General features: G+C 43.0%; 11 protein-coding genes. 3 read left to right on the top strand and 8 right to left on the bottom strand.

The genetic code is table 11. From position 1 onward, the window contains the following. The first annotated feature begins 106 nt into the window (after positions 1-106). Entirely contained in the window at positions 107-2,257 is a 2,151-nt protein-coding gene (locus FN961_RS20495) for a winged helix-turn-helix domain-containing protein (RefSeq protein WP_144042026.1), read from the top strand. Positions 2,258-2,290: 33 nt separating this feature from the next. On the opposite strand, the gene FN961_RS20500 is transcribed toward FN961_RS20495, so the two are convergent. Then, the gene (locus FN961_RS20500) at positions 2,291-3,400 is read right to left on the bottom strand and encodes an anhydro-N-acetylmuramic acid kinase (protein ID WP_144042027.1); all 1,110 of its coding nucleotides are present in this window, start codon (positions 3,398-3,400) and stop codon (positions 2,291-2,293) included. 48 nt (positions 3,401-3,448) lie between these two features. Further along, complete coding sequence (locus FN961_RS20505) at positions 3,449-4,876, bottom strand: peptidoglycan DD-metalloendopeptidase family protein (protein ID WP_144042028.1); 1,428 nt, start codon at positions 4,874-4,876, stop codon at positions 3,449-3,451. Between the two features lie 138 nt (positions 4,877-5,014). Between FN961_RS20505 and tyrS the strand changes: the two genes are divergently transcribed. Beyond that, positions 5,015-6,211, top strand: coding sequence for a tyrosine--tRNA ligase (gene tyrS / locus FN961_RS20510; RefSeq protein WP_144042029.1), 1,197 nt, complete (start codon positions 5,015-5,017; stop codon positions 6,209-6,211). A 362-nt stretch (positions 6,212-6,573) separates the two neighbouring features. Here tyrS and FN961_RS20520 read toward each other — a convergent pair whose 3' ends face one another. The 6 genes from FN961_RS20520 to FN961_RS20545 all read right to left on the bottom strand — a co-directional run bounded on the left by FN961_RS20520 (position 6,574) and on the right by FN961_RS20545 (position 12,176). Further along, entirely contained in the window at positions 6,574-7,047 is a 474-nt protein-coding gene (locus FN961_RS20520) for a nuclear transport factor 2 family protein (RefSeq protein ID WP_185972860.1), read from the bottom strand. A gap of 5 nt (positions 7,048-7,052) precedes the next feature. Then, on the bottom strand, positions 7,053-7,688 hold the full coding sequence (locus tag FN961_RS20525; RefSeq protein ID WP_144042031.1) for a trimeric intracellular cation channel family protein: 636 nt from the start codon (positions 7,686-7,688) through the stop codon (positions 7,053-7,055). Further along, positions 7,685-8,062 (bottom strand): DUF2721 domain-containing protein, encoded by a 378-nt coding sequence (locus FN961_RS20530; protein ID WP_144042042.1) that lies wholly within the window; start codon positions 8,060-8,062, stop codon positions 7,685-7,687. Before FN961_RS20530 ends, FN961_RS20525 begins: the two co-directional genes overlap by 4 nt. 209 nt (positions 8,063-8,271) lie before the next feature. Then, entirely contained in the window at positions 8,272-9,258 is a 987-nt protein-coding gene (locus FN961_RS20535) for a cobalamin biosynthesis protein CobD/CbiB (RefSeq protein WP_144042032.1), read from the bottom strand. 46 nt (positions 9,259-9,304) lie between these two features. Continuing rightward, positions 9,305-9,997, bottom strand: coding sequence for a 5'-methylthioadenosine/S-adenosylhomocysteine nucleosidase (mtnN, locus tag FN961_RS20540; RefSeq protein WP_144042033.1), 693 nt, complete (start codon positions 9,995-9,997; stop codon positions 9,305-9,307). Between the two features lie 484 nt (positions 9,998-10,481). Beyond that, positions 10,482-12,176: an amidohydrolase gene (locus FN961_RS20545; protein ID WP_144042034.1), complete on the bottom strand. Its 1,695-nt coding sequence runs from the start codon at positions 12,174-12,176 to the stop codon at positions 10,482-10,484. A 578-nt stretch (positions 12,177-12,754) separates the two neighbouring features. Here FN961_RS20545 and FN961_RS20550 point away from each other — a divergent pair. Continuing rightward, the gene (locus FN961_RS20550) at positions 12,755-13,912 is read left to right on the top strand and encodes a hypothetical protein (RefSeq protein ID WP_144042035.1); all 1,158 of its coding nucleotides are present in this window, start codon (positions 12,755-12,757) and stop codon (positions 13,910-13,912) included. Positions 13,913-13,998 lie beyond the last annotated feature (86 nt).

The following is a 13,998-nucleotide window of genomic DNA, read 5'->3' on the forward strand; positions in this document are numbered from 1 at the left end:
GAGCGTAACATTCAAGCCGACTTGTATCTGTGTTTAATAGATGTAAAATCTAAATTCTGTACTTGAGCCATAATAAAAATTAATTCAAGGCAAAATGAGGAGTCGGATGATAGAGATAAAAAAAGAGGCTGTGTTTAAACTCGGAAATTGCGAAGTAAACCCAAGCGATAATAGCCTTAATTTCTCTGATCCTAATCGTGAGGGGATTGAGCTGACTAAGGTTTCAGTTCAACCTAAATTTATTGAGTTGCTGAGCTATTTAGCTCGCCAATATCCTAGGGTCGTTCCTCGTGATGAACTGATAGATAAGATTTGGGAAGGAAACGTTTATGTGGGTACTAAAGCATTAACGAACGCCATTTGGCATCTGAGAAAACACCTAAACCCTCTTCTTGAAGGGGAACAGGCGATTGAAACCGTGAGAAAAATGGGCTATCGCTTACTTATCTCACCCGAGTTTGATGAATCAGATCTGGTTGATGAACCCGATCTATATCAACAGGAGCAGGCTAAAGTTCAACTACTGACGACATTAAATCGTCGGCTGCTCACCGTCGGTTTGATTAGTTTTACGCTCTTCTGCCTATTTAGCCTGTTTCATCTTTATCAAGACAGTATTCGTTACACGCCTACCGAACGCCATAATCTTACACTTGCCGCGGGAGCTGAGCTCTATCCTGCAGTGTCACCTGATGGTCGATGGCTTGTTTATGGCAGTCGTGGAAAGAATAAGCGCAACAGTTTGTACCTTAAAGACTTGCTTCAACCAACTGAAACCCCTAAGCGATTGACCTCTACAAAAACGTCTGAGTATAGAGCTGTATGGCGTCCTGACGGTGGGGCACTCTATTATCCTTCTGAACATATAGATGAAAGAAAATGTTATCTCACGGTGCTTAATCTGGACAGTAATGAGGCGGCTAAACTGGGAGCTTGTTACAGCGATAGTGCTGCTATTGATATCTCACCGGATGGACGTACTCTCGTTTATATTTGGAATGAAGGTGATGGTAACCATTCTGGGATCTATCAACTTGATTTAATCAATGAGGGAGCAGAACCTGTGCGGCTCTCCAGTGATGAGAACTGGAGTTCAAGGGATCGTGATATGGTGTTTAGCCCTGATGGTCAGTGGTTAGCAATTGCGCGGCGATTCGGAAGCATCTCTGAGGATATTTTCATTAGAGATTATCAAACAGGCGAAGAGCGTCGTTTAACTTTCGGCTTAGAGGATATAAGAGGCTTGAGCTGGCATCAGGATAACGAGCGACTTATCTTCAGTACTGAAAATTCAGGGGTAAGAAACGGCTATATTGTTGGGATTGATGACAAGGTGATTCACCCACTAAAAGTGGAGGGGATGAGCTATCCTCGTTCAATTCCATTTAGCAATGAGCTGGTTTATTCCAACTACGAGCAGAGTTATCAGGTCGCGTCATTTGCACTGGAACAATCGATCCCAACGGCGACGTTTCCGTTACTTCAAGTTGAATACAATTACCGGAACCCTGATTATTCAGATGTGGCAAAACGTATTGTATATGTCTCAAATGAGACTGGTTTCAATGAAATTTGGTCGAGTGACCCAGATGGTGACAGCAGGGTTCAACATACAGATCTTAAACGTCGTGTCGCTTATCCAAGTTGGTCTCACGACGGCACTAAAGTTGCTTTTCTAGCTCCTGATGATAAAAATGAGGGTAACAAAATTCACGTGCTGGATATTAAAACAACCAACATTAGCATTTTGGCAACGCCTTACTTAGATCATAACCGGCCGAGTTGGGGTTGGAATGATGAGATGGTATTGGCAAGAACAAAGGATGGAATCACTGAGTTTTATCTGGATAATCGCTTGCCTAAGATAATAAGCCCGATAGATATGCGCTTAGGTAAGATGATAGGAGAAGATAAGCTAGTCTTTACTCAAGTAGGAAAAAGAGGCTTGTGGATGATGTCATTATCTACGCCAGACAATACCACTGAACTCATTTCAGGCAAGGAGTTTACGGAGAGGTATAATTGGGTAGCCACAGATAAAGGCATCTATTTTAGAGAGAGTCATACTCGATATCAGTTGATCAAGTTTTGGCGCTTTAATACGCAGCTTATCACCCCGATCCTTAAAATTCCGCCTAGTAGTATTCCACGCTCAGGATCCATGGCTTATATTCCAGGCAATAATAGCCTGTTAATCACTCTCTCTGAAAACTACAAAAGAGATGTGATTAAGCTGAAGCATAAATTACTACAATAGTGATGAGGGTTTTAACGCCCTCACCATTGGTGGTTAGATTGCAGGGAACAGAGAGCCTAATACTGCTTCTCGGGACGCGCCTGTAACGGCTGGTAAGTTGCCCGAGAGCCCTTCATGATGACGCATGGCAAGCCAGGCAAAAGCGATCCCCTCAACCCATTGAGGGTTCATACCCAATGTTGCTGTAGAGCTGAGTTGATAGCTTGGTAGCAGAGCCTTAAGTCGTGACATCATTTCAATATTAAATGCACCACCACCACACACAAATAGCTCACCGTCACCCGAGAGTGTAAGCACCTCCTTGACTATGCTGTGACAAGTGACATCGAGTAAGGTGGATTGAATATCGGCTTCACTTAGATGGCCAAAGGCGGCCGTTTGTTGCTCTAACCACGCTTGGTTAAACAACTCTCGACCTGTGCTTTTAGGAAAAGCCATAGAGAAATAGGAGTGTGAAAGTAGCTGAGTCAGCAACTTTTCATCGGTAACACCACTGGCAGCCCAAGTGCCATCTTTGTCGTAATGTTCACTCTTTACTTGCTGGATCCAAGCATCGATAAGGGTATTCCCAGGGCCTGTGTCAAAACCTAACACTGGCTGTTCATCGCCAGGGAGATAGGTCAGGTTAGCTATCCCACCGATGTTAAGAATGATGCGGTTAGTCCCTGGTTTGGAAAACATCTGCTGATGAAATGCTGGGACTAAAGGTGCACCTTGCCCACCGAGGGCGATATCTTTGCGTCTAAAATCAGCAATAACATTGATGCCAGTTTCGACGGCGATGGTATTAGGATCACCAATTTGCAGGGTGAACCCCATATCCAGATTCGGCATATGTCTGACAGTTTGCCCATGGCTACCAATGGCAATAACATCGTCTTTATTTACGTTGGCTTTCTCTAGTAAAGCATTCACGGCAGAAGCAAACAGTTGGCCAACACTGCGATCCAACTGTCCTAAACGCGTGATTTCATCGCTTCCAGGTAAGCAAAGGCGCTGCAGACCATTTAAGGTATGTTTTGGTATGTCCTGACTGTGCCTTTCTATCAATGTGGGGTGTTCTTGGCTGAAATCGACCAGTACCGCATCGACACCATCCATGCTGGTGCCGGACATCAAACCGATAAAATAACGTTTATTCATTTGATATTAATCACTCTTTATCGAGCGAATCAACCGCTCTATTTTATGCTACTGGGAGGCAAGTTGTACTAACTTGTTCTGTTGAAGTTTCGACATAATCTGCTCGCTAAGTGCTAGAAATGTCGCCTTTTCTTTGTTGGCTATAGGGAGGGACTTAGGCAGCTTAACCGTTCGTGGGTTTCTATGGGTGCCATTAACGATAAACTCATAATGAAGATGAGCGCCTGTGACTCGACCAGTCGCACCTAATGTGCCGATAATCTCGCCCTGTTTAACGCTTTCACCTTGTTTTACTTTACGTTTTTTAAGGTGGAGGTACTTAGTGGTGTAGGTGTCATTGTGTTTAATAAACACATAGTTGCCATTGTACTGATTGTAAGCGGACTTGATGACACGCCCTTTACCAGCCGCTTTAATGGGGGTTCCAACTGCTGCAACATAGTCAACGCCGCGGTGAGCGCGCACTTGGCCTGTTACAGGGTGAAGACGCTTGGGATTAAAACTGGAACTGACATATTTAAAATCGACAGGCGATCGTAGGAAGGCTTTACGCATACTGCGGCCCTCCTCTGAGTAATAGTTACCATCGGTGTAACGCACGGCCGTGTATCTGTCACCTTGGTTGATGAACTCGGCGGCAAGAATATTGCCGTTGCGAAGAAATTCACCGTCGGCAAACTCCTCTTCAAAGATGATAGAGAAGTTATCATCTTTTCTTAAATCTAACGCGAAATCGATATCCCAGCCGAAAATCGTTGCCAATTGCATGATCTGATTTGGGGTTAAGCCGGCAGTAACACCTGCATTCCAGAAGTTACTATTGATCGTGGCACTGGCGAATTTAGTTCTGCTTTCAATCTGTTTATTAATGATGTTCTCTGTGTAGTCGCCGTCTTCTTTGCCGATCACTAATGTCGACACTGGATCTAAATGGAATTTAAGCTTGGTGAACTCACCATCACTATTCTTAGATATCATGATCTCCTGACCTGGCATGATCTTAAGTAAGTGTTTTTTGGCTTTGGGCAGTAGAGTTATTTCGTACACATCACGCGCGCTTAAATCGGCACGTTTAAACAGAGCTGCTAAGGTATCACCACTTTTTACAGTGAACTTTTCGGTGTCATCTTGCCCAACTTTTTCAGCGGTGAGCACGGCAATGGAACTGACTGGCTTGATGGTGTCAGCTTCGCCTTCTACTGCGGCTTTATTTTTGTCGTAATTTGGCGGTGTTGGGGTGCGAAAAGCCAGTGGCACCTTTAGGTTATCTTGATTTATCATCTCATGCTGTGATGGCTTGGATTTATCGAGATGCTGTAGGTCAATACTGCCAGAAAGCTGGCTGTTAGCATTTTTTGATGCTTGGGCGTCATCGGCAGGTAACACTAAGATAATTAAGGTCGCACAAACTAATACTGTAAGCAGTATCTGGTGCTTTTTTGGCAGCAATTTAAATAACGTTATAACCTTTCCCATCGAACCCTTTCCATTGAGCTAAGTAGCAATTTGATATTTATCGCAATCCCTTAAGTGTACACGCTTTCAATTGTGGTGGCTAACAAGTAACATGTCTCTCTTTATTTGATTAATAGGCTCTTTGGAGTAGCTGGCGAGATGGCTGATTTAGACCAAGCATTAGCAGAAATTAAACGTGGTACCGATGAGATTTTACTTGAAGCGGATCTGCTGGAAAAGTTGAAAGAGGGACGTCCTTTACGTATTAAGCTTGGAGCTGATCCTACCGCTCCCGATATTCATTTAGGCCATACGGTCATCTTAAACAAGATGCGTACCTTTCAGGAACTTGGTCATGAAGTTATCTTCCTTATCGGTGATTTTACTGGCATGGTGGGCGACCCAAGCGGCAAGAACAGTACACGTCCTCCGTTAACGCGTGAGCAAGTGCTCGCTAATGCTGAAACCTATAAGCAACAGGTTTATAAAATCCTAGACCCAGCCAAGACCCGTATAGAGTTTAACTCTAGCTGGTTAGAGCCGCTAGGCGCTGCGGGTATGATACGTCTAGCATCACAGCAGACTGTTGCGCGTATGATGGAACGTGATGACTTTAAGAAGCGTTACGGTTCTGGTCAATCGATTGCTATCCATGAGTTTATGTACCCGTTACTGCAGGGTTACGATTCAGTTGCACTAGAAGCCGATGTTGAACTGGGTGGAACGGATCAGAAGTTTAACTTGCTGATGGGACGTGAACTGCAAAAATCTGCAGGTCAAAAACCGCAAACCGTGATCATGATGCCTCTACTCGAGGGATTAGATGGCGTGAAGAAGATGTCAAAGTCGGCGCACAACTACATTGGTGTGAGTGAGCCTGCTGGTGAGATGTTCGGTAAGATAATGTCTATCTCTGATGATCTAATGTGGCGTTACCTTGAGCTTCTTTCTTTCCGTCCATTAAGCGAAATTGAGCAGTTCAAACTGGATGTTGAGCAGGGCACAAACCCGCGTGATATCAAGATCGCTTTAGCAAAAGAGATCATCGCTCGTTTTCATGATGAAGATGCGGCAGAAGGGGCTCATCAAGAGTTTATCAATCGTTTCCAGAAAGGCGCGATCCCTGATGATATCGAAGAGGTTGAAATCGTTGCCGGTGAAGGAATTGCCATTGCTAACTTGCTTAAAGAAGCGGGTTTGGTGAATTCAACTTCAGATGGTATGCGTATGATTAAGCAAGGCGCTGCTAAAATTGACGGTGCTAAGATTGAAGATACACGTCTACAGCTAACCGCTGGAACAACGGGTGTTTTTCAAGTCGGTAAGCGTAAATTCGCTAAGATAACCTTAGTTTAGCTTTAAGTTAGATTATACCAATCAGTATAAGAAGTTGATCTACTCAGAGTGTTTTTTGGCAAACTAATTCAAGACGAATGGATGACATAATGGTTGTTCCCTTGTAAGTTCATTCAACGCAGAAATAGGCAGCCAAAAACACTCCTTACAGGCGAGTTTTAGTGGTTCTGATGCTGTGTTAACGAGCTTAACCGTAGAACAACTATGCTATTCACTCGCTGCCTTGCCTCAGGACCGCTAAACTCTCGCTGAGCGATCAAATCTTTATACTGATTGGTATTGATAAAAATGGCCTCCAGTCTTGGGACTGGAGGCCATTTTTTTATCTGTTTTCTGAGAATCTATCGCAATAAATTCTGACTTTATTGAATCGCCAACTGATCTGCCATGGTTTGATAATCCATCAAATCTTCGTGTTCTTTTACTCGATGAGTGTCCATATCAAGTTTCACTGTAGTCACACCTGGGATGGCTAAATCGATGATTTTACCTGGCTTACCAAACTGCTCACCGGGTCCCTTGTAGTGGTAACTGCCAATCATGACCACTAAGGAGCCTGAATTAAACATATGCTCGATATTAAAACCATACTCTAGTACGCCTTGATGGGCCCGTTTTAAGAAACTGAGGATATGACGTTTACCCGTGTATTTCTTGCCTGCCGTTCTATCATTGAACACACTTTCACGATTATAAAAATCGACTAAGGCTGGGTAGTCGTGATCGGTGAGCGCCTTAATATACTTAACGGCTAACTGTTGCTCGCGAGGCATCTCTCCATTTGCGGCCATGGAGGGAAGGCTAATAAATGCCACTATGAGACAAAGATATCGCAACATCATTACTTCTTATTCTGTAGGTTTGTTTTTAGATCAAATGCCGGAAGTGACAAATGCCATTTAATTGCTGCCAGTCGTATCCCTAATGCGACGAGCATAGCAAGCACAAGCGCGTGCTTATCTTGTGTCCCAAAATGCAGACATAGACTGTAAGTCACTCCGCCTAAAATGGACGCGGTGGCGTAGATCTCTGTCCTTAAGATCATCGGTACCTGACGACACAATAAGTCTCGAATAATGCCTCCTCCCACGCCAGTTATCAAGCCCATTACAACAGCAATCATGCCGCTTAATTCAAGACTTAGTGCTTTTTCAGCGCCAATCACCGTAAACAGTGCCAACCCTAATGCATCGGCGACAGGTAAGGTATGTTGAGGGATACGCTTAGGCTTACGAACGATAAGCATGGTCAACAACACGGTGAGTAGGATCACTATGATGTAGTTTGGATCGCGGATCCAAAACACTGGCGTGGTGCCTAATAATGCATCGCGAATGCTTCCGCCACCAACGGCAGTGACAGATGCCAGCACTATTACACCAAAAGGGTCCATACGGTGACGACCAGCAGAGAGCGCACCAGAAAGTGCGAAAACGGCGGTACCACACAGGTCAAAAAAGTAAAACCAAGAGGTCATTGATCCAACTCTTCAAGATGGTAGTTGAGCGCCACGACAGAGATACGGATCTCGATAACGGAAAGCAGCAGTGAATAGAGCAGTAATAACAAACTGGAACCGAAGATGAATGAGCCCACTTTATTGAGACCAATATAGATGAAGATCATACAAAGTACGCAGAGCGCAAAACTCATGACGCCAGATTCTTGCATGCGCCGAATTATAGTGATCCTCTGTCGTAGATTCTTAAGTTGTTGACTCTGAATGGGTTTACCTGTGCTACTGAGGTTTCTGATCAACGCGGCTAAAGCGAAAAATCGGTTGGTATAGGCAAGTAATAATAAAGAGATCGCTGGAAATAACAGCGCAGGTGTGGTTAACGACACATGTATATTTTCTAACAATTGCCTAGCCTATGAAAAAGAGTTGTTAATCGTTAGATAATACCAAGGCATATATCTCCAAACAACCACGAAATACAATATTCAACATGTAGAGATGTGGTGTCATAGGTTCAATAAAAGGATTACGAAGTTATCGCTCTAGGACGATGTGGAATGAAATTGTCTTATCATTCGTTTTTAAGCAAGGTGTTCAATGTTTAGCCGATTTGTAAGTATCGTAAACCTGCCCAAATCAATGGAATTAGCACAACAAAGCTGATCCAGATTAAATGGGTTACTCTCGTGAGCTTAATGGCATCGCGTATCGCGTTTTGCTTGGGTAGAGGCCCATAATTGAGTTTGGTGGTATTGACCCTGACGCCGTTAAATTTCATCGGGCCACCAAGCTCGATGTTTAATACACTCGCAGCAATCGCACAGGTTTGTAGTTCATGATAAATACGGCCATTGAGAGCTACAGGCTTAAAGAGCGTTGCTAAACTCTTTGGCCCACCTTGAATGGCTAAGCTCAGATTCCAAAGCCAACTGGGTAGAGCAAACAGTACGGTATTTAACCAATACACTGGGCGAGAGAAATAGCGGAATTTGGGATTGATGGGGACCCAGCAAAGCTCGAGTTGTTTAAGCATACGAGCAGCGAGCACCAAAGACGCGCCGCCGATGATAAAGAAAAGCACACTGGCCACCGTGCCGTAAACAGGGGCGGTAACCAGTTTTTCGATGGTGGCTTTACTCAGTCCTACTTCGGTGAGTTCCTTTGTGTCCCGAGTAAGCCAAGGGAGCAACATCGTGCGTGCTCTAGCTTTATCTTCCTGATTTAAGGCGCGATTAACCTCATCGGCAACCAGATTGAAATTCTCATCATTTAGGCAAATATAGAGAATGACAAATTCAAAAAACCATGGGAAAGCCGCCAGTTGCAACATGAAAGCGATAATCGCCCAAAAAGGAACCACAAGAAGTAGCGCGGATAGGGCGCCAGCGATCACCTGTTGAGAATGGCTTCTATTGCGGCGATTAACTTTAAGGGCCATCTCTTTAGCTATTAAGTTGAAAGCAACTAAAGGTTGAGCAGCGCGGGGAAGTGGTGCGATTTTTGAGAGAAGAAGGCTAATAAAAAGGATCAGGGTTCCTTGGTACAAAGCTGAATCGTTGAGTAGCAGCTGAGCAAACTCCGGAACCATGGTATTAGCCTTACTTTTATTGGTTTAAGTGTAACCTATTGAACAATTATAGATGCTTAAGCAACGCCATAACCATCAATGCTGAATGGTGTCCGGCTTTGACTATGTATGAGTCAAAATCCACAGGTGAATCGTTGTTGGCATTATCAGACAGTGAACGGATCACCACAAATGGGACACCAAACTGATGACATACTTGTGCGATTGCAGCGCCTTCCATTTCACAAGCCGCCATTGTTGGGAAGTGCTCCAACATGGTCTTAGTACGAACAGGATCGCAGATAAAACTGTCACCAGTGCAGATAAGCCCTTCAATGGCTTTGACTTCACCAAGACTTGCTACAGCTTTGTTGGCAGCGGCTTTTAATTTTTCATCAGCCATAAATGCAGCGGGTTGCTGAGCCATTTGGCCGATTTCATAACCAAATGCAGTTACATCAACATCATGGTGACGAACTTCTGTTGAGATAACGATGTCGCCAATAGCCAGAGAGTCAACAAAACCGCCAGCAGAACCAGTGTTAATGACCGCATCGGGTGCGTACTTTTCAATAAGTAAAGTCGTGGCGATACTCGCGGCAACTTTACCTATGCCTGAACGGGTAACGATAACATCTTTAGCGTCTAATGTGCCTGCAATAAATTCAATACCAGCAATGGTTTGCGACTCTGCGTTTTCCATCGAAGCGATTAAATGAGCCACTTCTGGCTCCATTGCACCTATGATACCTACTTTCATTGATTTAGCCTTTATTTGTCATACGGGATCGAATGGGCGCTAATATAACATGCTGTATTGGGATTTAGTGAAAAATCCCTTTGTTCAATATTAGGTTAGTTTTGATTTTTGATCTGGGTATTGTTATGGATAATTCGTTGTTTGTTTAGGATGTTTTCATCCATGTTTTGCAAGCTAGCAGTGTATCTACACTGGGTTATTAATTTCTTTGATTTGAGGTTAATAGGTAGCAGGTCTAACTCACTCTATACCTCAAAGTTGGCTAGCCTTCGAATGAAGCCTAATTACATTTTCTGATCTGGTTCATTTGGCTAAATTGGTATTGGATCTGATTATTAATGGTTAAACTTTCATTGTTATCTATTGCTTGCAGGGTGTTTATGTGCAGCTACTTCTGCTAGCTAGCTAGCTAACTAACTAACTAACTAAATACCTATCTCATTCAATGAATCCAACCTAAAAAGATATTTAAAGTTTTGTGCTTTTAGTCATCTGATTCAAACTCTGATTCTTCAGTTTCGAAGACGATATCCCCTTGCAGAATTGTCATCAGGATTTCGGTGTTGGCGATGTCATTAATGGGTAAGCGGGTGATATCTTGACTGAGAATGGCGAAGTCGGCGGATTTTCTAAGGGTTATCGAACCTGTAAAGTCACTGATCCCCAAACTCTTTGCTGCATTAATGGTGTAAGCATTGATTGCGGAATGCACGTCAGGTAACCCCGTATTGCCCATCTTTAAGATATTCTCAATGCCAACCAGTGGATTGATGTCATGGACATTCCAGTCGCTACTCAAGGTGACATTCGCTCCCGTATCGAAAATGGCTCTTGGATTCATTAAGGAGTGGGTTCGTTTAGCGCCTAAAAAGGCTTTTGCCCATTGGTGGTCATGGGCTGCCACGTAATCGGAGCCTACTTGGAAATCAGCTGTCACATCCAGTTTAGCGAAACGAGGAATGTCTTTTGTGTCTACCAACTCAACATGGGTCAAGGTGTAAGGCTTTTTAGCTCCTTGTTTACGTGCGTGCCCGATGGCATTGAGGGACTCGCGCACCGCACCATCACCAATTGCATGGATATGTGCGCTATAACCAATCTTGTTCAGTGCGCCCAGCCAGGTGGTCATTTGGCTTGGCGGAATATAATTGATGCCATGAGGTTCATCTGGGATATAGGTCTCTAAATAGGGTGAGAGAATTTTTGCGGTGCCATTAATAATGATGCCATCACTGTACATTTTTACTTGATCGACTAATAACAAACGCGATGTATCACTCGATTGCACAGACTTTAAAAATGGGAATTGAGACTTCATTGTGTCAGCTGGGTATATCCATGGTCGCAGTGATACTCGGGCGGTTAAAGCATCGTCCTTCTCGGCTTGCTGCCATACATCATACCAGCCACGTTTCCAATAAAGTCGCCCATCGCCAATGGTGGTAATACCATGGGCTGCGGCCTCTTCAAGGCCTATCATTAACCCGTCGTAGCTTTGTTGGAACTGGTTTTCTAAGCTGTTCCAGGCCATCTCCATGATGATATCGCCAGCGTTATCAAACACTATTCCGTTTAGCTCACCGGTTTTCTCATCTTTGAGAATTTTACCACCTTGTGGTTCGGGGGAGTCTTTCGTGATCCCGGCTAACTTAAGCGCTGCGGAGTTGACCCACATTGAATGTGAGGTTTGTTCCATTAGCACGACAGGTTGCTCAGGGAAAATTCGGTCAATCACTTCAAGAGGTGTGTTGCGGTTATTTTCACTTAAAATAGCGTCTAACGAAAAGCCATAACCCATCAGCCAGTTATTCGGGTTAGCATTTTTACTGCATTTGATTAAATAGGGGATCTGCTCTTTAAGCGATGCATCAAGGTTGAGTGTACAGTTGCCGCCAGCTTCAGAAGCGGCTTCAAACACGTGGTTATGATTATCAATAAAACCCGGCATGATATAGGCCTGTTCAAGATCGATAACGTCGGTATCTTGGCTACGATAGGCATCGGCTTTTGTGGCTTTACCGACAAACATAATATTGCCATCGTTAATCGCAATCGTGTCTGCACTGTCGTGACCGTAAATGTTGGCGTTCGTTAAGAGCATGTCTGCGTATTGTACAGCCAGTACATTTGAACTCATTATCAAGCTTGCGACTATTGCCATAGGATAAACTCGGTTCATGACGTCTTCCTTATGATGCTTTAGGGAATGCTGGGGTTGTGAGTGCATTATGTAAAAGGCAGCTTGCAGAAGCACTGAAAGCTACAGATAAATGAGTGAGCATAAGCATGCCTGAATTCCTAAAAGTTATCATGGATTAACGGCGACCCCCAGCATTACCTTTTGCTAAGTCGTGTAGGTCGAAGGTAGGACTTAATGACGAGTAAAAACATAGTCGGCTAGTGTTGGTTAAGCATAATGTTGGTTATTCGAATAGGTTTTTAGATATTAACTCACTGTCTTGAAATGAATTATTTTAATGGTGTTAATGTTAACCATTGGTAGTGAATTGGGTATTGATATTATAATTTTGATACCGTTCACTGTGTTATTAAAATAATGTGGTTTGATTTTAAAATATATTTGGTGTGATAATGGTTTTTAATTAAATTGTGCTTTTTAGATATTAACTTATCAATCACGCACTTAAGTTTTAACCGTACGGGTGAAGTTATAAATGTTACTAAATGTATTGAACCAAATTACAGGGCGCAAGTCATAAACAAAGAGTTAACAATAGTATTTTATAATTAGAGGTAATGATGAAGCATATAATTAATCTTATATTGGCTTTCGGGCTAGTATTGTTTGTGGTTTCTTGCGGTGGGGATGATAAAAAAGATAGTACAAAGGATGTTGCATATGTTCAATATTATAATGCTTCTCCAGATAGTACAAAAACTTACTTGTCTTTAAAGGCTAAAAAATACAATGCGTTAAACTTTGGTCAAGCCATGTCACGTTTTGCAGTACCAGTTGGCGACAATAAGTTGAGTATTACGGGAAATAATGCTGAAAATAAAGAAGTTAAGTTCCATGAACAAGATATTAGTCTGGGCAACAAGGATAACCACCTTTATGTATTAGCTGGGGATTATGCAAAAACAGATTTCATCAATATTAAATATAACCGAGATAAGCTGGATGAAGAAAATAAGAAAAAAGAAAATGTAGACAAGAAAATTACTAAAATGCAAGTATTGGCAGCTCATGTCAGCAGCGGTACTCAGAAGTTTGGGGTATACATAGGTAAGAAGGAAGATGGCTTTAGTTCAGCTAAGTATTTCAGTGAGATAGCGTACAAAGGGATCACTGAGTCACAAATTCTCACCACGGGAAAATACGTGATATACCTGACTGAAGCGGGTGGTAATGAGCCCGTTTTTACCACGTCTGAAGTAAACCTCAGTGCTAAGACCGTGTACAAATTGTTGATCCGTCCCGCTTTTGGGCCTTCTGTAAAAGGGGTTAAGTTAGATGTGGTGGGACATTCCCGCGCAGTGACGTCCCTTGCAGATATTAACGAGAAAGTCCAACTAAGGGTATACAACGGTTTTGAGCATAATGATAAAGTCATAGCCAAATTTAATGGTAAGAATAGTGAGTCGCATCAGCAGGAAGTGGCTAAGTGGGGGTTGTCTAGTTTCATTCTAACTAACTTTGGCGATTATGATGTCAGTGTCAGTGATGCAGCAACAGGTAATATGTTGCTGAATAACTTGCTGGTGACCTACAACCAGAGTGATTCTAAGTCGATTCTGCTCTATCCAGACAGTGAAGATAAACTCAAGGCTACTGTACTAGGGCATAATTTAACGCCACGAAGTTATCAATACCAAGTGCAGTTATTGAACTTAGCATCAGATACCAAAGGGTTAGAGGCTGACGAATCCCCACAAAAAGAGATGAATAAATAATGAGATAGGTGAAATAGTGAGGAACATTCATGGCATTTGGTGATCAAATTTATCGCCAAACAAAAATTACCACGAGTAAATGCCAT

Origin of the sequence: Shewanella hanedai (assembly GCF_007197645.1) — a bacterium.
GTDB lineage: Bacteria > Pseudomonadota > Gammaproteobacteria > Enterobacterales > Shewanellaceae > Shewanella > Shewanella hanedai.

Bases quoted from the DNA above. Each gene is read 5' to 3' on its own strand.
- FN961_RS20495 (WP_144042026.1), top strand. From the start codon at position 107: ATGATAGAGATAAAAAAAGAGGCTGTGTTTAAACTCGGAAATTGCGAA.
- FN961_RS20500 (WP_144042027.1), bottom strand. From the start codon at position 3,400: ATGAATAAACGTTATTTTATCGGTTTGATGTCCGGCACCAGCATGGAT.
- FN961_RS20505 (WP_144042028.1), bottom strand. From the start codon at position 4,876: ATGGGAAAGGTTATAACGTTATTTAAATTGCTGCCAAAAAAGCACCAG.
- tyrS (WP_144042029.1), top strand. From the start codon at position 5,015: ATGGCTGATTTAGACCAAGCATTAGCAGAAATTAAACGTGGTACCGAT.
- FN961_RS20525 (WP_144042031.1), bottom strand. From the start codon at position 7,688: ATGACCTCTTGGTTTTACTTTTTTGACCTGTGTGGTACCGCCGTTTTC.
- FN961_RS20535 (WP_144042032.1), bottom strand. From the start codon at position 9,258: ATGGTTCCGGAGTTTGCTCAGCTGCTACTCAACGATTCAGCTTTGTAC.
- mtnN (WP_144042033.1), bottom strand. From the start codon at position 9,997: ATGAAAGTAGGTATCATAGGTGCAATGGAGCCAGAAGTGGCTCATTTA.
- FN961_RS20545 (WP_144042034.1), bottom strand. From the start codon at position 12,176: ATGAACCGAGTTTATCCTATGGCAATAGTCGCAAGCTTGATAATGAGT.
- FN961_RS20550 (WP_144042035.1), top strand. From the start codon at position 12,755: ATGATGAAGCATATAATTAATCTTATATTGGCTTTCGGGCTAGTATTG.